The 23,624-nt window shown below is 60.8% G+C and carries 24 protein-coding genes and 1 tRNA gene; 11 read left to right on the top strand and 14 right to left on the bottom strand.

The annotated features are described in order from the left end of the window. Positions 1 to 53: 53 nt before the first annotated feature. The gene (locus SULPSESMR1_RS09830; protein ID WP_089420652.1) at positions 54 to 2,534 is read right to left on the bottom strand and encodes a hypothetical protein; all 2,481 of its coding nucleotides are present in this window, start codon (positions 2,532 to 2,534) and stop codon (positions 54 to 56) included. Between the two features lie 185 nt (positions 2,535 to 2,719). On the opposite strand from SULPSESMR1_RS09830, the gene SULPSESMR1_RS09825 reads away from it, so the two are divergent. Continuing rightward, positions 2,720 to 3,433, top strand: a complete 714-nt coding sequence (locus SULPSESMR1_RS09825) for an SIMPL domain-containing protein (RefSeq protein WP_157728996.1) — start codon at positions 2,720 to 2,722, stop codon at positions 3,431 to 3,433. A gap of 51 nt (positions 3,434 to 3,484) precedes the next feature. Here SULPSESMR1_RS09825 and SULPSESMR1_RS09820 read toward each other — a convergent pair whose 3' ends face one another. Both SULPSESMR1_RS09820 and SULPSESMR1_RS09815 read right to left on the bottom strand, forming a co-directional pair. Then, the gene (locus SULPSESMR1_RS09820) at positions 3,485 to 4,777 is read right to left on the bottom strand and encodes an O-acetylhomoserine aminocarboxypropyltransferase/cysteine synthase family protein (RefSeq protein ID WP_089420650.1); all 1,293 of its coding nucleotides are present in this window, start codon (positions 4,775 to 4,777) and stop codon (positions 3,485 to 3,487) included. Between the two features lie 96 nt (positions 4,778 to 4,873). Continuing rightward, on the bottom strand, positions 4,874 to 5,875 hold the full coding sequence (locus SULPSESMR1_RS09815) for a hypothetical protein (RefSeq protein ID WP_089420649.1): 1,002 nt from the start codon (positions 5,873 to 5,875) through the stop codon (positions 4,874 to 4,876). 95 nt (positions 5,876 to 5,970) lie between these two features. Between SULPSESMR1_RS09815 and SULPSESMR1_RS09810 the strand changes: the two genes are divergently transcribed. Next, the gene (locus tag SULPSESMR1_RS09810) at positions 5,971 to 6,504 is read left to right on the top strand and encodes a hypothetical protein (RefSeq protein WP_089420648.1); all 534 of its coding nucleotides are present in this window, start codon (positions 5,971 to 5,973) and stop codon (positions 6,502 to 6,504) included. Here the strand turns inward: SULPSESMR1_RS09810 and SULPSESMR1_RS09805 are convergent. Next, a complete protein-coding gene (locus SULPSESMR1_RS09805; RefSeq protein WP_089420647.1) occupies positions 6,501 to 9,440 on the bottom strand; it encodes an ABC transporter transmembrane domain-containing protein in 2,940 nt (979 codons plus the stop codon). The two genes, SULPSESMR1_RS09810 and SULPSESMR1_RS09805, sit on opposite strands and share 4 nt — an antisense overlap. A 262-nt stretch (positions 9,441 to 9,702) precedes the next feature. Between SULPSESMR1_RS09805 and SULPSESMR1_RS09800 the strand changes: the two genes are divergently transcribed. The 3 genes from SULPSESMR1_RS09800 (at position 9,703) to SULPSESMR1_RS09790 (ending at position 11,953) form a co-directional block, all read left to right on the top strand. After that, positions 9,703 to 10,089, top strand: coding sequence for a DUF3307 domain-containing protein (locus SULPSESMR1_RS09800; protein ID WP_089420646.1), 387 nt, complete (start codon positions 9,703 to 9,705; stop codon positions 10,087 to 10,089). 143 nt (positions 10,090 to 10,232) lie between these two features. Continuing rightward, positions 10,233 to 11,531 carry a multicopper oxidase family protein gene (locus SULPSESMR1_RS09795; protein WP_089420645.1) on the top strand — a complete coding sequence of 433 codons (1,299 nt, stop codon included), beginning with the start codon at positions 10,233 to 10,235 and terminating at the stop codon, positions 11,529 to 11,531. Beyond that, positions 11,528 to 11,953 carry a c-type cytochrome gene (locus SULPSESMR1_RS09790; RefSeq protein WP_089420644.1) on the top strand — a complete coding sequence of 142 codons (426 nt, stop codon included), beginning with the start codon at positions 11,528 to 11,530 and terminating at the stop codon, positions 11,951 to 11,953. The genes SULPSESMR1_RS09795 and SULPSESMR1_RS09790 overlap by 4 nt, the downstream gene beginning before the upstream one ends. Before the next feature lie 208 nt (positions 11,954 to 12,161). On the opposite strand, the gene SULPSESMR1_RS24955 is transcribed toward SULPSESMR1_RS09790, so the two are convergent. Next, positions 12,162 to 12,245 (bottom strand) — tRNA-Tyr (locus SULPSESMR1_RS24955). Positions 12,246 to 12,395: 150 nt separating this feature from the next. Here SULPSESMR1_RS24955 and rlmB point away from each other — a divergent pair. The 3 genes from rlmB to SULPSESMR1_RS09775 all read left to right on the top strand — a co-directional run bounded on the left by rlmB (position 12,396) and on the right by SULPSESMR1_RS09775 (position 14,205). Further along, entirely contained in the window at positions 12,396 to 13,181 is a 786-nt protein-coding gene (gene rlmB / locus SULPSESMR1_RS09785) for a 23S rRNA (guanosine(2251)-2'-O)-methyltransferase RlmB (protein WP_089420643.1), read from the top strand. A gap of 14 nt (positions 13,182 to 13,195) precedes the next feature. Further along, positions 13,196 to 13,492, top strand: coding sequence for a hypothetical protein (locus SULPSESMR1_RS09780; RefSeq protein ID WP_089420642.1), 297 nt, complete (start codon positions 13,196 to 13,198; stop codon positions 13,490 to 13,492). A 245-nt stretch (positions 13,493 to 13,737) separates the two neighbouring features. After that, complete coding sequence (locus tag SULPSESMR1_RS09775; RefSeq protein WP_089420641.1) at positions 13,738 to 14,205, top strand: CoA-binding protein; 468 nt, start codon at positions 13,738 to 13,740, stop codon at positions 14,203 to 14,205. 83 nt (positions 14,206 to 14,288) lie between these two features. On the opposite strand, the gene SULPSESMR1_RS09770 is transcribed toward SULPSESMR1_RS09775, so the two are convergent. From SULPSESMR1_RS09770 to hisA, 3 genes are read right to left on the bottom strand one after another with little or no spacing between them, the layout of a single operon-like run. Then, on the bottom strand, positions 14,289 to 14,597 hold the full coding sequence (locus tag SULPSESMR1_RS09770; protein ID WP_089420640.1) for a phosphoribosyl-ATP diphosphatase: 309 nt from the start codon (positions 14,595 to 14,597) through the stop codon (positions 14,289 to 14,291). Then, positions 14,594 to 15,355 (bottom strand): imidazole glycerol phosphate synthase subunit HisF, encoded by a 762-nt coding sequence (hisF, locus tag SULPSESMR1_RS09765; protein WP_089420639.1) that lies wholly within the window; start codon positions 15,353 to 15,355, stop codon positions 14,594 to 14,596. Before hisF ends, SULPSESMR1_RS09770 begins: the two co-directional genes overlap by 4 nt. A gap of 52 nt (positions 15,356 to 15,407) precedes the next feature. Continuing rightward, positions 15,408 to 16,130 carry a 1-(5-phosphoribosyl)-5-[(5-phosphoribosylamino)methylideneamino]imidazole-4-carboxamide isomerase gene (hisA, locus tag SULPSESMR1_RS09760; RefSeq protein WP_089420638.1) on the bottom strand — a complete coding sequence of 241 codons (723 nt, stop codon included), beginning with the start codon at positions 16,128 to 16,130 and terminating at the stop codon, positions 15,408 to 15,410. A gap of 127 nt (positions 16,131 to 16,257) precedes the next feature. Between hisA and SULPSESMR1_RS09755 the strand changes: the two genes are divergently transcribed. Together SULPSESMR1_RS09755 and SULPSESMR1_RS09750 are read left to right on the top strand one after the other, a co-directional pair. Beyond that, complete coding sequence (locus tag SULPSESMR1_RS09755; protein WP_089422267.1) at positions 16,258 to 16,641, top strand: DUF2147 domain-containing protein; 384 nt, start codon at positions 16,258 to 16,260, stop codon at positions 16,639 to 16,641. A gap of 226 nt (positions 16,642 to 16,867) precedes the next feature. After that, positions 16,868 to 17,296: a DUF2147 domain-containing protein gene (locus tag SULPSESMR1_RS09750; RefSeq protein WP_240311323.1), complete on the top strand. Its 429-nt coding sequence runs from the start codon at positions 16,868 to 16,870 to the stop codon at positions 17,294 to 17,296. A gap of 29 nt (positions 17,297 to 17,325) precedes the next feature. Here SULPSESMR1_RS09750 and hisH read toward each other — a convergent pair whose 3' ends face one another. Together hisH and hisB are read right to left on the bottom strand one after the other, a co-directional pair. Then, positions 17,326 to 17,964 (bottom strand): imidazole glycerol phosphate synthase subunit HisH, encoded by a 639-nt coding sequence (gene hisH, locus SULPSESMR1_RS09745; protein WP_089420636.1) that lies wholly within the window; start codon positions 17,962 to 17,964, stop codon positions 17,326 to 17,328. Position 17,965: 1 nt separating this feature from the next. Beyond that, entirely contained in the window at positions 17,966 to 18,553 is a 588-nt protein-coding gene (gene hisB, locus SULPSESMR1_RS09740) for an imidazoleglycerol-phosphate dehydratase HisB (RefSeq protein ID WP_089420635.1), read from the bottom strand. Positions 18,554 to 18,687: 134 nt separating this feature from the next. Here hisB and SULPSESMR1_RS09735 point away from each other — a divergent pair, with 134 nt between their 5' ends. Continuing rightward, positions 18,688 to 18,927 carry an Lrp/AsnC ligand binding domain-containing protein gene (locus tag SULPSESMR1_RS09735; protein WP_089420634.1) on the top strand — a complete coding sequence of 80 codons (240 nt, stop codon included), beginning with the start codon at positions 18,688 to 18,690 and terminating at the stop codon, positions 18,925 to 18,927. Between the two features lie 55 nt (positions 18,928 to 18,982). Here the strand turns inward: SULPSESMR1_RS09735 and SULPSESMR1_RS09730 are convergent, their stop codons facing one another. From SULPSESMR1_RS09730 to SULPSESMR1_RS09715, 4 genes are read right to left on the bottom strand one after another with little or no spacing between them, the layout of a single operon-like run. Beyond that, positions 18,983 to 19,930: an ABC transporter substrate-binding protein gene (locus SULPSESMR1_RS09730; protein WP_089422266.1), complete on the bottom strand. Its 948-nt coding sequence runs from the start codon at positions 19,928 to 19,930 to the stop codon at positions 18,983 to 18,985. A gap of 39 nt (positions 19,931 to 19,969) precedes the next feature. Next, a complete protein-coding gene (locus SULPSESMR1_RS09725; protein WP_162791887.1) occupies positions 19,970 to 20,968 on the bottom strand; it encodes an ABC transporter permease in 999 nt (332 codons plus the stop codon). Beyond that, positions 20,968 to 22,497 (bottom strand): sugar ABC transporter ATP-binding protein, encoded by a 1,530-nt coding sequence (locus tag SULPSESMR1_RS09720; RefSeq protein WP_089420633.1) that lies wholly within the window; start codon positions 22,495 to 22,497, stop codon positions 20,968 to 20,970. Before SULPSESMR1_RS09720 ends, SULPSESMR1_RS09725 begins: the two co-directional genes overlap by 1 nt. Continuing rightward, on the bottom strand, positions 22,482 to 23,624 hold the full coding sequence (locus SULPSESMR1_RS09715; protein ID WP_089420632.1) for a Gfo/Idh/MocA family protein: 1,143 nt from the start codon (positions 23,622 to 23,624) through the stop codon (positions 22,482 to 22,484). Before SULPSESMR1_RS09715 ends, SULPSESMR1_RS09720 begins: the two co-directional genes overlap by 16 nt.

The following is a 23,624-nucleotide window of genomic DNA, read 5'->3' as shown; positions in this document are numbered from 1 at the left end:
CGATCAGGTCTCAAGGTTGAGATGCTTTCAGCGTAGACCCGCAATAACGACAATCACCCTTGTGGCATTTTCAGGATCACGTTGCGCCCGCCTTTTTGATAGCGCAATTCGCTGTCCCCGATGGCAGATACGCGGCCACCGTCGATAGTGTCGCCGACTTTTACCTTTTGATAACGGCCATTTGACAGGCGCACCAAGGCACGGCGTGACGATGGTTTGCCATAGACGCCGATCAAGTTGACCTTGCGCAGGTTGATGGCGTTCTTGACTGTCGCCTCGCGCTGGACGCTGGTTTTGGACGGGATCTTGGGGGCCACCGTCACCGGCGCTATGGTACGCGCGGGGGCGACGGCGGCGGCTTGGGTTTCGGGGGGCTGTGCGGCACGGGTACGTGCGACAATGCGTTCAAAATTGCGCGGACGGGTGCTGGGCCGGAACGACACAGCGGTGGCCTGCGCGGTCGGCACCTCGTTTTTTTCTTCTTCGACCTTGGTGACGGCGGGGCGCAGTTTCGGGCGCACCTCGCCCAATTCATTGCGGGTCAGACCGCCCAGATTGGCGCGTTCGGTGTTTTCGATCAGATTGCCCGGCCTTGGGCGCGGGCGGACACGGGCCAAACGGTCCAGCTCGGGATTAAGCTCGGGTGTCTCGGCGAACCGTGTGGGTGTGGGCGGTGGCACAACAGCGGGGCGGCCCTTGTACAAGGTCACGCCATTGGGGGTTACCGCGCCTTCTTCCGTAGGGATCACACGGCCTTCGCCGTCCAGCGCAAAGTTGGTGCCTGCAGCAGCGGGCGAGGGCATGGCAACCAAGGCCAGATCGGTGTCGAGTGCAGCAGGTGCGGGCAGCGCCACCGCATCGCGCGCGGGGCTGACTGGGTCGATCGAGGCAACATAGAGATCTTCCAGCGGCACGATCTGGACGGGTTCCGGTACCTCGGGGGCCAGCGGCCAGATACCGGTCACCGCATAGCGCGCTTCGGCGGCCTGCCGGTCACGTTCGGGGTCTTCGATGACCTGTTCAGGCTCGGGTTCGGGCTCGGGCAACGGATCGCGTATGGCGTCCAGAACGGCGGTGTCTTCATCTGTCAGCGCAGGGTCGATGCTGGCCACATCCACGTCGTCCTCGACCTGTTCGGGGTCCGCTTCGGGCAGGATTTCGGGTGGTGCTTCGACGACCACGGGATCTTCTGCGCGGTTGAAGAACCGCGCCAGGCCCTCGTCCATAAAGACCGAGGCCCATGCCGCCACACCGGCCAGAAACACAAGCAAAGCCGCAGTCAGAACCAGCCCCAGAAAACGCGGCTTGCCGCCGACTTTTACAGGTTCTTTGCTGCGCGCGCCAAAGACCGTCATCCGCTGGGCTTCGCTGGTGGGTGGATCGGCGATGGTATGGGCCACTTGGGCCGCTAGTACTGGCGACGCTGCGGGGTTGCTGCGCTTGGGCTTGCTGCGGCGGCTCATGAAACCTGTGACACTGGCCTTGGCCAGTGCCATCGGATTGGCCTCGCTGTCCGGATCATCGCTGGTTGGGGCGAGGGGCGTTTGGGGGCGGCTTGCAGTTGCGGATTGCAGCGGAGGTGGCGGTGTGATCCGCGGGTCGCCGGATGCAGGCATGGCCGAAACCACGGGCGGCGCGGTGCGTGCGGGCGGCGTGTCTTTGCGGTTGGCTCCGCCGAGTGCAGGGGGATTGGCCGCATGTGTGCGGCGGCTGGAAAAGCCCATCGGAGCGGGCTCAGGTGCCGCGTCTTCTTTGATCTCAGGGGGGGGATCAGCCTTGGGCGTTTCGGGCGCGGGTTCTTTTGTGGGCGCAGGCGGCGCAGTCTCCGTCACAGGGGTGGGGTCGGCTGCTGGTGTTTCTTCGACGTCGTTTTTGGCCGGATCGGGCGTAACCGCATCCTCGGCACCAGTGGTTTCCGCAGGTTCGTCCGTTTCCACCGCGGTGGGCAAATCCGCGTCGGTTACGACGGGGCCCACAGGCGTCTTGATGTCGCCGATCACCACAACCGCAATGCCGTCGGGCGCTACGCTGTCGTCCGGTTCCAGCAGTTTGGCCGCGTGGCTGGTGACGCCCAAAAATGGTTCGCCCAGAAATCCGGCCTTGTCCGGAACCGATACAAAGCTGACCGGATGAAACCGGTGCAGCATGGCAAAATCCTCTGCCTCGTCCAGCGTTTCGCGGGCGACGGCGGCGACGTGGGTCAGTGCGCCGTCGGCACAGATATCAACGCTTAGCTCGTCCACCGCATAGGGCGTCGCCCCTTCGAGTGCGGCAAAAGCGGCAGACCAGCGCGCGTCGTCGTCCACATCGCCGCTTTCAACGGTCAGATAGCGGATTTGCTCGTCGGGAATGATCAGTTTGCTGCGCACACCGCGCGGCTCAAGATCGGATGCGGTCTTGCGCAATGCGGCCAGTTCTGCGGCCATGTCTTCGGCGGCAAGCGACACTTCGCCGACCACGCGCCAGCCGCCCGCTGCACGGTGCAGCAGACGAATGCCGTCAAAAGACAAGCTAAGCGCGAAATTTGGCTTCATATCATGCTCTTACCCTTCGAACCGGAACGAAGTCGCGTTGCCGGTCGTTTGATACAGAATAGAACAGCCAGCGGCGCATTAAAAGGAAAAGACCATAAGGTCTGGTCAATGCGCGGATGACCACACATCTAGGGGCAGTGTATGTATATTACACCAATGAGACTAACTGCAAAGGAACGCGAGACATGCGCAATATGATGATGGCCAGTGCACTGGCGCTGGCAGCAATGACGGGCGGCGCAATGGGCCAGCAGGCGGGCAATACGACCCCGCCACAAATTGAAGTGCAAGGGCAGGGCGAAGTGGCCGTGGCCCCCGATATGGCCGTGATCAGCTTGGGCGTGACTCACCGCAGCCCACAGGCACAGGACGCGGTGACGGCAGTCAATGAAAACATGGCGGCGATTCTGCAGCGTCTGACTGAACAGGGTGTCGACGCCTCTGACGTGCAGACCAGCCAATTGACCGTGGATGTGGATCGCAGCCAGCAGATGCGCAGCGCAAGCGACGAAAACGCCTTGGACAAGCCCCAGCAATTTGTCGCAACTTCGCAAGTCAGCGTGCGCGTGCGTGATCTGGACAATTTGGGCGGTCTGCTGGATTTGGTGCTGCAAGACGGTGCCAACCAGATGTCGGGCCTGCGTTTCGACGTGCAATCCCCCGCACCCTTGGAGGCACAGGCGCGTGAACGCGCGGTTCAGAACGCGATGGAGCAAGCCGCGCAACTGGCCGCCGCCGCAGGTGTCGAACTGGGATCGGTCCGCCGGATTACGGCCTATAACAACGGCGGCCGCCCCAAGATGATGGAAATGTCGCGCAGCAGCGACGGCGTTCCGGTCGCCTCGGGCGAGGTGACGATTGATGCGCAGGTGTCGGTAATTTTCGATATTGCGCAGTAACATCAGCGCATTGCGATGATACGGGCGGGGGCAATCCCCGCCCGTTTTCGTTCAGGCGGTCGCCTTGCTCAGCGCCTGATCCAGATCGGCAATCAGGTCGTCGGCGTTTTCAGTGCCGATTGACACGCGCACCACTTCGGGCGCGGCCCCTGCCGCAATCTGTTGTTCTTCGGTCAACTGACGGTGCGTAGTCGACGCCGAGTGAATGATCAACGACCGCGTATCGCCAAGGTTGGCAACGTGGCTGAAAATCTCCAGACTGTTCACCAGCTTGATGCAAGCGTCGTAGCCGCCCTTGACCGCAAAGGTGAACAGACCACCTGCGCCGCGCGGGCAGATCTTCGCGACCCGTTCGTTATAGGGCGAAGATTTCAGGCCAGCATAGGTGACATAATCAATGCGTGGATCGTTCTCCAGCCACGCGGCGACTTTCATCGCGTTCTCGACGTGCCGGTCCATGCGCAGCGACAGGGTTTCGGTGCCCATCAGCGTGTAGTGCGCCGCCTGCGGGTTCATCGTCATGCCCAGATCGCGCAGGCCGATGGCGATGCCGTGAAAGGTGAAGGCCAGCGCGCCGAATGTCTCGTGAAACTTCAGCCCGTGATAGGCGGGCTCGGGCGCACTCAGCGATGGGAACTTGTCCGATGCCGACCAGTCGAATTTGCCGCTGTCCACAATGCAGCCGCCGGTGACGGTGCCGTTGCCGGTCAGGTATTTGGTGGTTGAATGTACGACCAGCGTCGCACCATGTTCGATGGGGCGGCACAGATACGGCGTGGCCGAGGTGTTGTCGACGATCAGCGGAACGCCCGCTTCGTCCGCAATGGCGCTGATCGCGTCCAGATCGGTGATATATCCGCCGGGGTTGGCGATTGCCTCGCAGAAGACCGCACGGGTCTGGTCGTCGCAGGCCGCCTTGACCGCGTCGAGATCGTCGAAGTCGACGAATTTCGCGCTCCAGCCAAAGCGTTTGATGGTGTGGGTGAACTGGGTAACCGTGCCGCCATACAGGCGTGTGGAAACCACAACATTGTTACCCGGCATCATTAGCGGGAATAGCGCCATAATTTGCGCGGCGTGACCCGACGAACAGCACACAGCACCCACGCCCCCCTCAAGCGTCGCAATGCGTTCTTGCAGAACGGCGACCGTTGGGTTGGTCAGGCGCGAATAGATGAACCCGACCTCTTGCAGGTTGAACAGTGCTGCTGCGTGGTCGGCGTCGCGGAACACATAGGCCGTGGTCTGGTAGATCGGCGTCTGCCGTGCGCCCGTGGCCGGATCGGGGCGTGCGCCCGCGTGAATTTGCAGCGTGTCAAAGCCGTATGATGTTTCATCTGTCATGGCTGTCTCCTCCAGGGTTTCTGCGCACATGGGTAAGGGATCGGTGTGGACCCCGCAAGCTGGTGTGAGCGCCTGTGAAAGGAAAGGCGGGCGCGTCTAGCGCATCCAGAAGCCTTCGGATTTTATCCGGTTGCGGATCGCCTGTTCGCGGCGGGGCAGGTTGTTCTGGTCAAACAGCGCGCGCACTTTTTCGCCGCGCCCTTGATACACCATGCGTTTGATCGGTTCGGAGCCTTTCAGCACTTTTTTCAGCTTGTTGGGGGCTGCGATCTCTTCCAGTGTGGCGATCACGTGTTCGGCTTCGCGCGCATAAAGCAACGGCAGAAGGCGGTAATGGCAGCTGATTGTGCCATCCAACAGACCGGGTGGCAGCGTATCGCGCCCGCCGCCAAGGCTGTGAATGACCAAGGGCAGGGCGATCTGGTCCAGCCACGGATCCAACTCTTGGCAGCACAGCTCAACCGGCGTGTCGTCGCGGATTGCCAGCGCATATTCGCGAAAGCGGTCGCCAAAGACGCGGGGGCATTTGTAAAAGAAATAGCCCGCGTTGAAATAGAGGTAGCGCGCCCAGTATTCGTCAGGTTCGGACGGGTCGGTGCTGGACGCGAAATCGAGCCCGAATTTATCATAAAGCGATTGCCACAGCCCCGTATAGCCGGGGCCGTAAAGTTCGGGTTTGGGCCACGTGCCGGTGCGGCGCAGCGACGCCGAGGGGCGGTTGAAATCAAAGGGCACCGATGTCAGTTCGCCGGTGATCAGCGTGTCGGTGTCAAAGAACACGAACGGCGCGCCCTCTGGCAGGGCCGACAGCAGCTCGATCTTGTTGCCATAGGGGTAGGCCGCGCCAAAGTGGGCGCTGTGAAACGGCACGATCTCGGCACCCAAACTTTCAAGTGCTGCGCGCACGTCGGGTTTGATGCGCGGATCATTCGGCCACAGCGGGCCCGGTTGCGGTTCGGCCACCAGCAAGCGGCCTGCGAAATCGGGGCTGTGATGGCGCAACGAGGCCGCGAACAGGATCGCCTCGTACCCCAGCCGCCCGGACTGGCCGACAACAACGACGTTGTAATCCTGTTTTTTGACCGGTTTGCGTGCCATAATTGTATCTGCCCCGATACCCGCTGTTGTCTTTTACGACGACTATAGTGTGGTTGTGTCAACGGCAAAAGGCGAGATTTGAGAGAGGTTTTTCTATGTTGGATATTCTTGTGGCGATTATCGCGATGGCCGGTGGCGGGGATGATGCGCCACCGCCTAAAGTCTCTGCAACACCTCCGCCGGCGATTGACCGGATGGCTGGCGCAGATGAAACACGCGGCAACCCAACCCCGACACTGCGCCCCGATCTGGTGGCCGAAGAACAGGTCGCTACGGGCAAGTTCCTGACCGCGCTCGAGGTCAAACCGATCCTGACCGCGACCAAATCGAGTTGGGTGGCGGTGCGCGATTACAACGGGCAGGATCTGGTTTATGTCACGCACCTGTGGTCGTGGCGTTGCGGATTGTTGCAGATCGAAATGGCCTTAAACGGTGGCGCGATGGAGGTCTGGCCGATGCCCGCGTGCCATCTGGACAGCAATGCACCGGCGGCCATCACCGACGCAGACGGGCTGCCGTACCGCGTCTTTGCAGCGGGTTCGGTGCAGCAGTTGGATGTGCGCATCACCTATGATGATCTCAGCGTCGATACGATATCGGTCGAGCGCAAGGCAGTACTGATGCCCTAGGTGCTGACGTAGCCCGCGACCACCTGCAACAGTTTGAACGCGGTGGTGGCGTCGTTTTCGACTACGGCCAGAAACTCTTCGACGCCGATGCGCAGGCAGGTCAGGTCGGTCTTGGCCTGCATGTCCAGCGCCCGCGGCTCGTTGCGGATCAGGCCCAACTCGCCCACCAGCGCACCGGCACCGACGGTGGTGATCAACTGGTCGTCCTTGTCCGCATGGGGCAGCCACAGGTCCGCCTCGCCCTCGAGGATCATATAGGCCCCGTCGGCGGGCGGATCATTCTTGTGAAACACGTAATCGCCAGCACGGCAGGTGTACCAGCGCGCGCCAAATGCCAGCAGCCGCAGCTGTTTGCGCGACACGCCTGAAAACAGATCGGTTGATCCCAGCGCCTGCACCTTGCGCGCCAGATCTGCGCTGGTGGCGCTGTCCTCGCTGGCGGTCTGCGCAGTGGCCCCGCCCACGATGCGTCCGTCGACTAGTTCCAGTTGCATGTCAAAAACATCCTCGTTTTCAAAGCTTGGAGCGATGAACACCAGCGTGGTGTCGGGCAGCAAGTCTCGCAGGTTCTCGAACATGGCCTCTTGAATCGAGGCATCGAAACTGGCCAGGGCCGCTTCGAGGATCAGAATATCTGGCCGTTTGATCGCTGCACGGCTGACGGCGGCGGGTTCGGCATAGAACGCAGGCAGGTTCGCGCCACCCAGCGCAATCGGCACATCAAGGATCAGACGCGTCACCTCGCGGCCAAGGCCGCTGTTCTGCATCACTTCGGCCACTTTGGAACGCACTTCATCGCCCTTTGATCCGGCCCCGTCCGAGATTTTGCCGAACAGGGCGTTTTCCAGCACGGTCAGCCCTGCTACGATCTCGCCCGCGTTGATCGGCGCAAAGGCCGTTCCCATGCTGGCCCGAAGCGCTGCTGCGTGTAGACCGCGCATTTCCAGCACGCGGGCTTTGATCTCGTCGGGGAAGCCCGCGCCGATCTGGTCCGACGTGATCTGGAACGGCACCGTCAGTAGCAGCGCCGTGTCGTCGGCTGTCAACTCGGTGCCCTCGCGCTGGCGCGACAGGATTGCCACGGCGGCCTCGTAGGTTTCGGGCGCAAGTGTCAGCTTGCGAAACAGCGGGTGATCGGTGCCGTCGATGCCGAAAATCTGCCGCAACAGGTCGATCACATCGCGGGTCAGCGCCAGCAGGTCGCGGTCCAGATCAAGTTTGGCCAGCAATTCCAGAAACTCGGTCTGCCCCGCGATAAAGGCAGGCGTCACCGGCTGGCGTGCGGTGGCGAACAACAGGTTTTCGGCCACGGGAAGAGCAGGGTTATAGGTGTCGTCGCTGAAGATATAGGCATGGCGGGTCAGATCGGCCTGCTCAAGTGCTGCGGTCACCTCGGGGCGCAGATCAACAAGACGTCGCGCCAGTTCGGGTTGGCGGGCCGGATCAATGCGCAGTTCGGTGGCACGGCGAAACAGCGCGGCAGAGCTGCCCATGCCGTTGACCAGCGCCAGCCACCAGTCCAGCAGCCCGTCGTTGTCCTTGGTGCCCGCACGGTCCAGATCCATCCAGAGCGCGTCCAGCATGTCATCAGTGTTGCCTGCGCGCAGCGCTTCGGTGGCAAAAGCGGCATCGCTGCCCTGTCCGTGCGGCTGGTGTTTCAGCGCCATCATGATGTTGTCGCCAAACGTGCCCTGAAACAGGACGGGGCGCGATGTGGCATGGCCGATGCGCGCGGCGATCACGCCCTGATGCAGGTCGTTCAGCGCATGATCACCGATGCGCACATGGCCGCTGGTGGGGATGGTTTCGCGGGTCAGCACCTGCGCCAGCGCGCGGCGGTCTTCGTCGCTGGGTGCGGTGATGGCGATGCTGCGACCTGCGGGCAGGGTGGCGGTGATGTCTTCGAGCACCGCATTGCCATCGGCGTCGCGCACGGTCACCCCGTCCAGCACCACATCGCCGTCCAGATGCGGCAGGCAGTCGGGCTGGCCATAAAACTTGTCTTCGTCGATCATGCCCGAGGGCGCAAACCGCTCGGCGATGGTTTCCCAGCGCAATTGCATGTCCTGCGCCTGATTGTAGTAAACCAGTAGTTCTTTCCAAGGGCTCGACAGGTCTTTGTAGGCCGCAAGGGCGGCGACCAGCGCACCAAGGCTAACCTGACCCTGAATGACCAGATATCCCCCGATCGAGAAAAAGAAAAACGGGGTCAGCTGGGTGATGAAGTTGTTGATAAACTTCATGAAGAATTTCTTCTGATAGATGTCAAAGCGGATCTCGTAGAGCCGCCCCAGACGGTCGGTGATCATCGCCATCCGGTAACGCCAGCCGCCGTTGACACGCAAGGTGGCCGCGCCCGACGCGCTTTCACCGATCTCGGCGGCCAGCGCGCGCACTTGCACCACGCGCTTTTTGTTCAAAAGATTGATGCGCCTTTGCAGTTTGGGGATCAGCCACGCCTGCAACGGGATCAACGCACAGGCCGCGATCCCGAAGGTGAAGGACTGCGCGAACAGAAACCCCAGAATCGTCAGCATTTGCCCGGCCTGCAAAACAGGTTGCGCCAGCGCATCCCCCATCAGCCCGCCCATCGGTTCGCTTTCCGAAGTGACCATGCTGACCAGTTCGCCCTGTGACGTGCGTTCGAAGTAGGGTTGTGGAAACCGCAAGATTCGCGCGATCAACCCATAGCGATACCGCCGCAGCAAACGCTCGGACAGTACTCCCTTCATGGTATTGATGCGCATCTTCATCAGCCCGTGACCGATCACCGCCAACAAGAACAGCCCGCACAGGATCAACAGGAAATGGATCTGGCTGAACGACATGCCATAATATTCAACCACATCCGAACGCGCTGCGATGGCGTCGTTGATGATCCGTTTGGGCAGCTCCAATGTCAGATAGAGCAGCGGAAACAGTGTCAGCGTGACCATCAGCAGGATCAGTTGGTCGCGTTTGGAATGCTTGAAGATAAAGCTGAAAATGCTGCGTTCTATGGGTCTGTCCAGACATTGTCATCGGGCAAGGGCCCGATTGGGCGCCAGCGTTTAATGGCGTTAACTTAGCAAGCAGCGCGCGCGTCGGGCAATGGGAATTGTGCAGGCTTGGTCGCCTCATAATCATTGGGATGCCACAATGATGGACGAAAGGGAATCCAGCCTCTAGTCTTGGCACAACACAGGAGAAGACGGCCCTTTGACCGCCACGATGACATCCTTGCTGATCCTGCTTTTTCTGTTTCAGATCAAGCATATGTTTGCTGATTTCTTTTTGCAGACACCGCGTATGCTGTCCGATCGCGGGCGCTATGCGCATATGGGGCGGGCGCAACACGCGGGCGTTCATGCGCTGTTGTCGGCGCTGGTGCTGTTGATCGTCGGCGTATCGCTTCCGCTGATACTGGCGCTTGTGGCGATTGAATGGGTCGCACATTACCACATTGATTGGGCCAAGGGGTGCTGGTCGGACCGAACCTGCCACACCCCGCAAGACGGTGGATACTGGCGGGCGATGGGCACCGATCAGGCGCTGCACCAGCTGACCTATCTGGCGATGGCTTGGGGCTGGACGCTCTGGGCTTGAGAGGGGGCGTCTCGGAAAGCACCTTCCTCGCAAAGCTGTGATCTTAAATCGTTTGACCTTCCCCTTGCTGGAGGGTGTAGCCGGTGCTGAACGCAATCCGCCATTCTGATAATCTGTCTGGCTATGCCAACATAAGGTTGCATATGAACCGACGAACTTTCCTGGCCTCTGTCTCTGCCGTTTCCCTGCTGCCTGTGCGCGGGTTCGCGGCGCAAAACGCCCTGCACCTGAAGGCTCAACAGGTGACCCGCCAAATTTTGCCACAGGGCGAGGGCGCGACCGCCATGCTGGGCTTTAACGGGTCGATGCCGGGGCCGGAACTGAGACTGCGCCGCGATGCGCGGATCGCGATTGATGTGCACAATGCGCTGGACGAAGGCACGGCGGTGCATTGGCACGGTATCCGGCTGGAGAACATGATGGACGGCGTGCCGATGCTAACCCAAGAGCTTATCGAGCCGGGCGATACCATGACCTACAGCTTTGTGCCGCCTGATGCGGGAACCTATTGGTATCATTCGCACTATATCTCATACGAGCAGGTCGCGCGGGGCATGATGGGGCCGCTGATCGTCGAGGACGACGTGCCTCCGGACGTCGATCATGACATCACTGTGCTACTGTCGGACTGGCAACTGGACGAGACCGGTCAGTTGCTGGATGCCTTTGCCGACATGCACAGCGTGGCGCATGGCGGTTATATGGGCAACTTTGCCCGCGCTTTTCTATCCCAAGAACGTGTCAGCACGGGTGATCGCATCCGGCTGCGCCTGATCAACGCCGCAACGAACCGCATCTTTCCGGTTGCGGTCAGTGGCGTCAGCGGAGCGGTCGTGGCGTTGGACGGTATGGCCCTGTCCGCACCACGGGCGCTTGGCGATCTGGAACTGGCTCCGGCGCAGCGGGCCGATCTGATCGTGGATGTTAAGGGGCCTGTGGGCTTTGATATGGTAACCCGACAAGGCGCCTACCGTCTGGCTGAGCTGATCGTGGATGGCAGCAATACAACGCGACACGCAACATCGATCAAGTCGCTTGCACCGCCCGATCTGCCGACACCCGACAAGCCCGCACAGCACCTGACCCTGACGATGATGGGGGGCGCGATGGGTGGCAGGCATCAGGGCGACAACATCTGGTCGTTCAACAACACTTCCGACCTGCAGGCCGATCCGTTCGGGTCATTCCGCCGCGGCGAGACTGCCCGCATCACGCTGGTGAACGACACAGCCTTTCCGCACGGCATCCACCTGCATGGCCACCATTTCTACGAGACCGATAAGGACGGTACCTTGGGTGATCTGCGCGATACGACGCTGGTTCACGCTGGCGAAAGCCGCGATATCATCTGCGTCTTTGACAATCCCGGACGCTGGTTGCTGCACTGCCACATGCTCAGTCACGCGGTGGGGGGCATGCGTACTTGGGTGAACGTGGCATGAGGTGGTGTATTGCTGTCCTGATGTTTTCGGCCACTGTGACTGTGGCAGGCCACAAACTGGAAGGCCGCGATACGGCGACGGGTCGCTTGCTTTATACAGAGCATTGCGCATCATGCCACGGGGCCAACCTCGAGGGGCAAGCTGAATGGCGGACCCCCGACGAAAATGGCGTGCTGCCCGCACCGCCACATGATGCAACGGGTCATACCTGGCACCACGACAATGCGCTGTTGTTCGAATACACCAAACTGGGCGGCAAGGGCACATTGGCGGCGCGTGGCATCACGGATTTCAACAGCGGGATGCCCGGATTTGACGGGGTAATGTCCGACGACGAAATCTGGGAGGTGCTGGCCTTTATCCGGTCCACGTGGCCCGATGACGTGCAAGCGGCACAATCGAGCCGGAACCCGCCCCACTGATGGTGCGCTCTAGCAGGTTGCCGGTTCGACCGCAGACGGTGCGCTGCGTGTTCGGACATTGACGGCGCGGAACCTCGCAACTGGCGAATTTTCAGAACGCTGCGAAAACCCGTTTCGGGGCGCTGGCGCATTTCACCAGAACGCGCAGCGTGCTGCCATATCGGCACGCTGGAAAAGCGGAATGCCGTCGGGTGATAAAGAGATAAAGTGGTGGGCGACCCTGGAATCGAACCAGGCGTGCGTCTCCGCGAGGGAGTTACAGTCCCCTGCCACACCTTGCGGCCTGTCGCCCACTTTAGCCCATGCGCATTGCGCTGGGCGTGGGGGCGTGATTACAAGCGGTCCAGAAGGGCGTCAAGGCAGAATTTGGCCTTTTGCCCGGGTTAAGGCACAGGCGCGAACATTGTCTTCGTGCGGCGCGCATCAAAGACGAGGTTCAGCGATGAATAAAGTGAAAAAACCCAAGTGGGTCGTGGCCAAGGAACAGGCCAAAAAGGTCGAGGCGGCCACCACCGTCTGGCTGTTTGGTCTGCATGCGGTGCGTGATGCGCTGGTGAACCCCAAACGCGAAAAGCTGCGCCTGATCGTGACGTTGAACGCGCACAACAAACTGGCCGAGGCGATCGCAGAGGCCGGTATCGAACCCGAGATTGTCGATCCGCGCAGCTTTAGCGCGCCGCTGGACCCCGGATCGGTGCATCAAGGGGCCGCGATGGAGGTCAAGCCGCTGGAGTGGGGCAGGCTGGCCGATGTGGCGATTGGCGCAGAAGTGCCGCGGGTAATTCTGCTGGACCGTGTGACCGACCCGCACAATGTGGGCGCGATCCTGCGGTCTGCCGAAGTGCTGGGCGCGTCGGCAGTGATCGGCACACGCCACCATTCGGCCCCCGAAACAGGTGCGCTGGCCAAAACCGCCAGCGGTGCGCTGGAACGCCAGCCCTATTTGCGGGTGCGCAATCTGGCTGACGCGATCACCGAATTGCAAGATATGGGCTATCTTGTGTTGGGACTGGATGGCGAGGCCGAGCAGACCATCGAAGCGGCTGTGGCAGGGCGCACAAGCGAGCCTGTGGCGTTGGTGCTGGGCGCCGAGGGGCCGGGACTGCGGGAAAAGACCAAAGAGACCTGTGACGCGCTGGTACGCATTGACGCAAGTGGCGGGTTTGGCTCGCTCAACGTCTCGAATGCTGCGGCTTTGGCCCTATATGCCACGAAGGCACGTAGCTGACCAAGGGCTTCTTCATGAGTTATCCGACCAAGATTGCGACCTGCTGTTATTGCGGGACGCGGGCCGCGCTGGTTCTGGACCGGACGCGACATGAGCTGACTTGCGTGCAATGCGGCGCGCCCTTGCACAATCTCAAGATGCTGCGCACGGATCATCACGCGCGCGAGAGCGTCGCGCATAAGCCGCATCCAGTGATGGGGCAACAACCGGTGAAGTTGAAAAAACCGCGTAAAATCAAACGCAAAAAAGCATTCGGGTTCAAAAATCTGATCGAAGAAGTTTTTGATGTGGTTGAAGACATCTTTGACTGAACCGGTTTCTAGCGCGGTTTTGAGCGAATTTCAGCCCAAGGTTTTACGTTTCGTTCACACAATTGCGACAAGGTCTTCATAACCCGAAAGATGATATTATCTTGGGGTCATAGGCAGCAGGTCCGGAACTCCTGATGCCCCAAGCACTGTCCCTCGTTCCATACCTTGCGCCCCATGCCAAACGGCTTTGGGGCGCTTTTTTTATGTCCTGAACCGGTGTAGGAAAATGCAAACAAGGAGTGGCTATGCATTATTCGGATGATCTGCTGAAAAACGTGTTGCAGCGCACGCGGGTGATCGCGGTTGTGGGTGTGTCGACCAATCCGGTGCGGCCCAGCCACTATGTGGCCCGCTATCTGTCACTGCGGGGCTATCGCGTGATCGGGGTGAATCCGGGGGCGGAAGGGCAGATGCTGTTCGGCCAGCGAATCGTGGCCAAGCTGTCGCAGGTTGATGCGCCGGTGGATATGGTCGATATTTTTCGCAAATCCGAAGCCGTGCCTGCCATCGTGGACGAAGCGCTAGAGGTGTATCCGGACCTGCGCACTGTCTGGATGCAGATCGGAGTGGAACACGCCGAAGCTGCCGCCAAGGCTGAAGCGCGGGGGATCACGGTGATCCAGAACCGGTGCCCCAAGATCGAATACCAGCGCTTGTTCGGTGAATTGCGCAAGGGCGGGTTTGCGACGGGAATCATCAGCTCCAAGCTGTGATTGCGGAATTTCGGGGCTCTGCCCCGTCGTTTGCGCGACTCCCCCGGGATATTTCGGGCCAAAAGAGGACCTGGCGTGTCACGTCAATCGCGGGCGGCTTTTTCTTCGATGCCGGAACGGGACTGGCGACGGTCCAGTTCGGCCAACACATCGTCAAGCGGGACGTCGCGGGCGGTGAGCATGACCAGCAAATGATATAGTACGTCTGCCGCTTCGCAGGTCAGCGCGGCTTTGTCGTCGCGGACGGCTTCGATGATGGCCTCTACAGCCTCTTCCCCGAATTTTTCGGCGCATTTTTCCGGGCCTTTGGCCAGAAGCTGGGCAGTCCAGCTGCTGGCAGGATCAGCAGATTTTCGGGCGACGATCGTGGCGTAGAGGTCGTTCAGGGTCATGTCAGCCTCATGTTCAGACCGGCAGCGGCCATGTGCGCTTTGGCCTCGGCGATTGTATATGTGCCGAAATGGAAAATCGACGCAGCAAGCACGGCAGAGGCGTGGCCTTCGCGCACGCCGTCGACCAGATGGTCAAGCGTGCCGACACCGCCCGACGCGATCACCGGAACCGTGACGGCATCGGCGATGGCGCGGGTCAGGGGCAGGTTGAAACCCTGTTTGGTGCCATCACGATCCATCGAGGTCAGAAGGATTTCACCGGCGCCTTTGGCAGCGGCCATAATGGCGAATTCAACCGCGTCAATGCCTGTGGGTTTGCGCCCGCCGTGGGTGAAGATTTCCCAGCGGCCGGGTTCAACCGTTTTGGCGTCGATGGCGCAGACGATGCACTGGCTGCCGAAACGGTCGGCGGCGCGGGCCAGCACGTCGGGATCGGCCACGGCGGCGGAATTGAAGCTGACCTTGTCGGCACCTGCCAGCAGCAAGTCGCGCACGTCTTCGGATGTGCGCACGCCGCCGCCAACAGTCAGCGGGATATAGCAGGCTTCGGCGGTGCGGCGCACCACGTCGAACATGGTGCCGCGATTCTCGTGGGTGGCATGGATGTCGAGAAAGCACAGCTCGTCGGCGCCGGCGGCGTCATAGGCGCGTGCGGCATCGACCGGATCGCCTGCGTCCACCAGATCAACGAAATTGACGCCCTTGACCACACGGCCATCAGCGACATCAAGGCAGGGGATGATGCGGGTTTTAAGCATGGGGTTGCTATAGGCGCGCGCGAGCAACGGGGCAAGCCCGCAGACGCGCTGCCTAGTCTTGGGCCAGTGCCCTGAGCGCCTGTGCCAGATCAATCGCACCGTCATACAGCGCGCGGCCCGAGATGGCGCCCGAGATGACGCCCGTGGCCTTGAGTGCTTGCAGGTCGTCCAGTGACGACACACCGCCGCTGGCGATCACGGGGATCGACACGGCCCGGGCCAGATCGGCAGTGGCGTCCACGTTGGGGCCACCCATCGCGCCGTCGCGCATGATGTCGGTGTAGATGATCGCGGCAACGCCTGCATCCTCAAAGGATTTGGCAAGATCGGTCACCATCACGTCGGTTTCTTCGGCCCAGCCTTTGGTCGCAACACGGCCATTGCGCGCGTCGATGCCCACAGCGACCTGTCCCGGAAACGCGCGGGCGGCTTCGCGAACCAGATCGGGATTTTCAACCGCCACCGTGCCCAGAATGACGCGCGCCAGCCCCTTGTCCAGCCAGCTTTCGATGGTGGCCATGTCGCGGATACCGCCGCCCAGTTGGGCAGGGACGGGGCATGCCCTAAGGATCGCCTCGACGGGGGCTGCGTTGACGGGTTGCCCGGCAAAGGCACCGTTCAGATCGACCAGATGCAACCATGTGCAACCTGCATTGACAAAGGCGCGCGCCTGCGCTGCCGGATCGTCGTTGAACACGGTGGATTGCGCCATGTCGCCGTGTACCAGACGCACGGCCTGACCGTCTTTCAGGTCGATTGCGGGGTAGAGGATCATGGGCGCACCTTTCATTTTGGACTGCTTTGGCACGGGTCCGCCGGATTTGCAACGCGACCTTACGGCAACCTTGCCAGACGATGGTCACCTGCATCAGGATGAAGTGGGAAACAGGGAGAAGATTCAGATGAAACGCTTTATCATCGCGGTTGCGGCGGGTGTTGTTATGGCAGGGACGGCACTGGCCGATCCGGTCTTGGGCACGTGGAAAACTCAAGTGGACGATGGCGCCTATGCCTATGTCAAATTTGCACCCTGCGGTGCGTCGTTGTGCGGCACGATTTCGAATACATTCAATGATACCGGCGAATACAAGTCCGAGAACCTTGGCAAGAAGCTGGTGTGGGATATGAAGTCCGATGGCAGTGGTAAATACAGTGGCGGCACTATCTGGCAGCCGTCCTCGGGCAAGGAATACCGGTCGAAAATGGCGCTGTCGGGCAACACGCTGAAAGTGTCGGGTTGCGTCGGGCCAATCTGCAAAAAGCAGACATGGAGCCGCGTGAACTAAGCGCCAAACATTGCGAAAACCTGTATCCGGTTGCCTGCGGTGGCCGGATTTTTCATGCCGCCCGACACTTCTGGCGGCATTCCGCACAAGGGGCCACAGCGTCGCGACTTGTGCCAGGAACATTTCGATCGTGGGCGCGTTGGTTCTACATGGCCTTATTTGGTCTGGGCATTTGGCGCGATTCGAACCCGCGGTTCAGGTCGCTATCTCCAGAAGGATTTTATTGATGCTTGCGATGTCAGACACCTGTTCCGACGCCCTTCAGCGAATGGGCGCGCCTTTGTTGGGTGGTGCTTTGATACTGGCCCTGTGGACGTCGCTGGCAGACGCTGCTTCGCCCGAAGGGACATGGCACACCGAGCCTGACCAAAAGGGCCAGACTGCTTATGTGGTGGCCAAACCTTGCGGTGATGCGCTGTGCGGCACCATGACCCGTGCATTTGATGCGAACGGGAACGAGATCAACCACCCCAATGTAGGCAAACGCCTGTTTTGGGGGATGGTCCCGGAAGAGGGCGTTTACGTGGGCCGTGCCTATGTTCCTGCGAAAGACCGCGAATATCCGGGTACGCTTAGGGTTCAGGGCAACACGATGAAGGTTCAGGGTTGTCTTGGCCCGATATGTCAAAGCCAGACATGGAGCCGTGTGGACTGATGGCCAAACAGGCCCGCCTGAACGGCGTCTCAGGGCTTCCAGCTCAGGAAGTTCGCGATCATCTGCAAACCGGCACGCTGGCTTTTCTCGGGGTGGAATTGCATCCCCAGCATGGTGCCCGTGCCGATGACAGCCGTGACATCGCCACCATAGTCCACATGCGCCAGTCGCTGGGCGGGGTCGGCGACTTCGAAATGATAGGAATGCACGAAATAGGCGTGATCGCCGGTGCTGATGCCGTCAAAGACCGGATGCGGCGCGTCCAGAACCAGATCGTTCCAGCCCATGTGCGGCACCTTCAATGCAGGATCATCGGGCGTGATCGGCACAACCGCGCCCGCGATCCAGTCCAGCCCCGGGGTGTCGCGGTATTCACGGCCCAATGTCGCCATCAGCTGCATGCCCACACAGATGCCCAAGAAAGGGCGGGCTTTGACCTCGACCGCTTCGCGCAGGGCGGCCAGCAGGCCCGAATGCCCGCTCAGTGCCTCCCAGCAGGCCGGAAAGGCGCCATCGCCGGGCAGCACGATACGGTCGGCCTTTGCAACCACATCAGCGTCCGAGGTGACGCAGACCGTGCCGTTGCCAGTTTCCGACGCCATCCGCTCGAACGCCTTGTGGGCCGAATGCAGGTTGCCGCTGTCGTAATCAATAATCGTTGTCAGCACGTTACAGCGCACCCTTGGTCGACGGGATGGCATCGGCCTTGCGCGGGTCGGTTTCGACCGCTTGGCGCAGCGCGCGGGCGACAGATTTGAACGTGGCTTCTGCGATGTGGTGGCTGTTCAGCCCGTGCAACATATCAACATGCAACGTGATACCGCCATGTGTGGCCAGGGCGGTGAAGAATTCACGCACCAGTTCGGTGTCGAAACTGCCGATTTTCGCGGTCGGCAGGGCGACGTTCCAGATCAGATAGGGCCGCGCCGACAGGTCCAGTGCTGTGCGCACCTGTGCGTCGTCCATCGGCAACAGGCAACTGCCATAGCGCACGATGCCGCGTTTGTCGCCCAAGGCCTGCGCCAGCGCCTGACCCAGCGCGATGCCGGTGTCTTCGACGGTGTGGTGATCGTCGATGTGCAGATCGCCCTTTGCGCGGATTGTCATGTCGATCAGCGAGTGGCGGGCAAGCTGGTCAAGCATGTGGTCGAAAAAGCCGATGCCGGTCTGGTTGTCATAGGAACCGGTGCCATCAAGGTTGATGGTGACTGAAATCTCGGTTTCCGCCGTCTGGCGGGTGATGGTAGCGCTGCGCATTGGGTGCCTCACATGACTGCGCCGCCCTTATAGGCGCACGATCCGCGCAGGCCAAGAGCGTGCAGCAGGGATTGCGCAGCCCTGTGTATTTGTGCCAGCAATACCACCACACCAACCGCCCGACCGGAGGCCCCATGTCCACATGCGTTTTCATCCAGATCCAGTGCAAACCGGGGACGACCTATCAGGTGGCCAAGGAAATAGCCCTGCGCGAAATCCACTCTGAACTGTATTCGACCAGCGGACATTATGAATTGATGATGAAGGCCTATATTCCCGAAGGGGAAGACGTGGGCAAATATATCAACGATCATTTGCTGGACATCGACGGCATCGAACGGTCGCTGACCACAATGACGTTCAAAGCATTCTAGCCTGCTGCTTTTGCAGTGGTGTTTCCGGACAGGCGGACCTGTCCGGAAGCTGGTCTTAGAACGGGCTGTCGGGATAGTAGAACTGCGCCGCGTTCTCGGCTGTGATCAGAACCGACCCGATGGTGAACGTACCCGAAACCGGGGCGTTCGACGTCATGCCCACGGCTGTCATTTCAATCGCGGTGGCGATCATCGACGGTGGATAGGTCACGTCGGCGGGGATCATCTTGTCGCCATCCATGACGCGTTTGACCATTTCCTTCATGCCGGCACCGCCCAGCACGAACTGGATGTCGTCGCGGCCTGCCGCGTCAATCGCGCCCAGAACGCCCACGGCCATGTCATCGTCCGACGCCCAGACCGCATCAATCTGCGGGTGTTTGGACAAAAAGTCCTGCATCACGTTGAAGCTGTCATCGCGGTTCCAGTTGCCGTGCTCCATGTCGATGATCTCGATGCCCGACCCTTCGATGGCTGCCTGAAATCCTTCCACACGCTCGTTGTCGATGGTTGTGGGGATGCCGCGCAACACGACGATCTTGCCGCCGTCTGGCATCTGGTCAACCATATAGTCACCCGATACGCGGCCAAAGCCGGGGTTGTCGCCCGCGACGTACAGATCCTCGATGCCTTCGATGGACAGGCCGCGATCTACAACGGTGACCCATGCGCCGCTTTCAGCGACGGCCTGAACCGGCGGGGTCAGCGGGGCGGATTCGAACGGCAAAACCACCAGCGCGCTGATGTTGCGCGTGGCCACCATGTCTTCGATGTCGTTCACCTGCTTGCCCGCGTCAGAGGCCGTGGCAAGCACGAAGTCGAGGTTGGGATAGACTTCTTCCAGCCGGTTGACAGTTTGCTGGGCGTGAAAGTTCATGCCACCGGCCCAACCGTGGGTCGCAGCAGGAATCGACACGCCGATCACTTTGACCTCTGCATCCTGCGCAAAGGTGGCCCCTGCGGTCAGGGCGATGGCCGTGCATCCGGCAAGTACTGATTTCATGTAGGACATATATCTTCCTCCCTAAAAATGGCGCGGCTTTCAGCCTTTCGCCTTGGCTTCGCGCTGCAAGATTACAGCGAGAATGATGATAACCCCTTGAATCGCGCCGTTCAGATAGGGCGAAACCAGGTCGGTCAAATTCAGAATATTGTCGATCAGGCTCAGGATCAGCACGCCGATCACCGTGCCCCAGACGCGGCCAAAGCCGCCCTTGAGGATGGTGCCGCCAATGATCACGGCTGCAATCGCTTCCAGTTCCCACAGCACACCGGTCGACGCCGACGCCGAGCCAAGGCGCGGAACGTACATGATTGTGGCGACCCCGACCAACATACCCAGCATCGCATAGGTCAGCAGGCGGGTGCGGTTCACGTTGACATTGGAATAATGGGCGACGTGTTCGCTTGATCCAGTGGCAGCGCAGTGGCGGCCAAAGCGCGACCGGCTCATCAGGATTTCACCGATGATCACCATTAGCGCAAAGACGATAATCGGCCAGCTGATGCCTAGAATTCCCTCGTAATAGACAGGGCGGTAAAAAGTGCGCAGCCCGAAATCAAGGCTCAGGGTGCCGCCGTCGGCCAGCCAAGTCACAAGGCTGCGATAGATGCCCATCGTGCCAAGGGTGACAATAAACGCCTCGATCCCCAGCGTGGTTATCAAAAACCCGTTCAGCAGCCCCGCCAGTATGCCCGCGACCAGTGCCACAGCCATGCCCAGCAGGATGATCGGCACCCCCACGCCCAACGTCGGCAGGGCGGCGTTCATCACCAAAATCATCAATCCCGCGATAAAGGCCGCCATCGACCCCACCGACAGATCAAGCCCGCCTGCAGTGATCACAAAGGTCATGCCGACCGCAATGATCCCGATAAAGGCAGAGCGCGCCAGCACGTTGCTGATGTTCGCAGCACCCAGAAAGTTCGAGTTCATCGCGGCACCGATCACAACCAGCACGACCAGTGCGATCACGGGTCCAAGCACGCTCATCGACGGCAACGTCCGGCGGGCACCTGTTTTCAGGGTTTCGGTTGTCATTATGCCACCTTTTCAGAACTGTTTGCGCCCACGCCCATAGCGTGCCGCACGATTGCGTCTTCTGTGATCCCGTCGCCCGACAGCACGCCCGCCACCTTGCCCGAGCGCATGACCATCACACGGTCCGACAGGCCGATGACCTCTTGCATCTCGGACGAGATGACGACGATCGCATGGCCCGCATCGGCAAGTCTGCGCAGGAACATATAGATTTGTTGCTTGGTCCCGATGTCGATGCCCCGCGTCGGTTCGTCGACGATCAAAATCACTGGTTCTGACTGCATTACCTTGGCCAGTAACAGCTTTTGCTGGTTGCCGCCCGACAGATTGCCAACACGGATGCCGCGGCGTCCGGCGCGAATGTCGAAATCTTTTATCGCCTGATCCAGCGCACGGTTCTCGGCGGCCTGATCGACAAGAAACCCGCCGAACCTGTGCAGCGCCTGCAGGGTCAGGTTTTCGCGCATGCCCTTTTGCAACAGCAGCCCGCGCAATTTGCGGTCTTCGGTCAGATAGCACAGCCCGTGTTCCAACGCGTCCGAGGGGCGCGCGATGCGCACCGGTTTACCTTCGATTTCAAGCGTACCGATTGAGGCAGGGCGCAGACCGCACAAACCTTCCATTGCCTCGGTCCGGCCCGACCCGATCAGCCCAGCAATGCCCAGAATCTCGCCCCGTTTCAGCTCAAAGCCGATGCCACTGGCATAGTCCGGCACATTCAGATCCGCGACGCGCATAATCGTCTCGCGGTCGGGGGCAGCGGCCGGTTTGTCGGGAAACAGGTCCGACACATCCCGTCCGACCATTGCTGTGGCCATCGCGTCTTCGGATGTGTCCCGGGCAAGCCCGTGATGCACCACCGCGCCATCACGCAGAACGGTGACGCGGTCGGCAATCTCTGCCACTTCTCCCAGCTTGTGCGATGTGAACAAAATGGCCGTGCCCGCCGCCTTGATGACGCGCACCTGATCGAACAGGATACGCGCCTCGGAACCGGTCAGCACGGCAGTCGGCTCGTCCATGATCAACACCCGCGCGTCGCGGCTGAGTGCCTTGGCAATCTCGACCATCTGCTTGTCCGAATTCGACAGTTTCGACACCAGTGTGTCTGGATGCACATGGCAGTTGACCCGCGCAAGATATTCGCGCGTCAATTGGCGCATCCGCGCCTTGTCCAGCAACCAGCCACGCTGCAATTCACGGCCCAGAAAGATGTTCTGTTCAACGGTCAGCTGTTCGGCAAGGTTGAATTCCTGATGGATCATCACGATCCCTGCATCCTCACCCGCGTGCAGCGTGTCGAACTGCACCTCTTCACCATCCAGCAGGATGCGCCCCGATGTGGCGGGCTGGTATCCGGCAAGAATTTTCATCGTCGTGGATTTTCCGGCGCCGTTTTCCCCGATCAGCGCCAGAACCTCGCCGGCTCGCAGATCCAGATCAAGGCCATGCAAAACCTCGACCGGACCAAAGCTTTTGGTCACGTCCCGCAGCGAAAGGACAGGTGGCGGCGTCACAACGTGACCCATGCCGCATTGTCGCGAGACGACGCAACGCAGGCGCGGATGAACGACATGCCTTCCAGTCCTGCGGCGATCCCCGGCAGCTTGCCCATTACGGCGTCGCGCGATTGGCCGTCTTGGACGGCACGGATTGCGCTTGCGGCTTCGGTGTAGATATTGGCGAACCCTTCAAGGTAGCCTTCGGGATGGCCGGGGGGAATGCGGCTGACCGACGTGGCCGCGTCAATCGCGCCCGCACCATTGCGTGTAATCCGCCGCGTGGCGTCGCCATGCGGTGTGAACCACAGATAGTTCGGATCTTCCTGCGCCCACTCCAGCGCGCCTTTTTCGCCGTAAACCCGCAGGCGCAGCCCGTTTTCACAGCCCGGAGCGACCTGACTGCACCACAGCATCCCGCGCGCACCGCCTTTGTAGCGCAGCATGATATGTGCGTTGTCGTCCAACTGCCGCCCCGTGCCAAAGCTGTGCAGGTCTGCCGACAATTCCTGCCCCGACAGGCCAGTGACAAAGGACGCGAGGTTATAGGCATGTGTGCCGATGTCGCCAATGGCCCCACCTGCGCCGGATCGCGCGGGGTCGGTGCGCCATTCGGCCTGCTTTACGCCTTCGGTTTCGACCGCGTCGGTCATCCAGTCTTGGGGATATTCCATCTGCACGACACGGATCGTGCCGATCTGGCCGTCTGTCACCATCTGCTGCGCCTGACGGACCATCGGATAGCCGGTGTAATTGTGCGTCAGTACGAACAGCGCGTCGGACGCGGCCACAGCCGGGCCCAAGGCCTCGGCATCTTCGAACGTCGCTGTCAGCGGCTTGTCGCAAATCACATGGATGCCCCGCGACAAAAACGCCTTGGCAGCAGGGTAGTGGACGTGGTTCGGCGTCACGATACTGACCGCTTCGATGCCGTCCTCGCGGGCGGCTTCAGCCTCGGCCATCTCGTCGAAACTGCCGTATGAGCGCGCTGGGTCCAGCCCCAGCGCCTCGGCGCTTGCGCGGGCCTTTTCTGGGGTCGAGGACAGCGCGCCCGCGACCAGATCGAAATGCCCGTCGATGCGGCTGGCAATGCGGTGGACCCCGCCGATAAAGGCGTCGTTGCCGCCGCCGACCATGCCCAGTCTGATGCGTTTCAT

Origin of the sequence: Pseudosulfitobacter pseudonitzschiae, assembly GCF_002222635.1 — a bacterium.
Classification (GTDB): Bacteria; Pseudomonadota; Alphaproteobacteria; order Rhodobacterales; family Rhodobacteraceae; genus Pseudosulfitobacter; species Pseudosulfitobacter pseudonitzschiae_A.
This window is presented reverse-complemented; position numbering and strand designations above follow the sequence as displayed.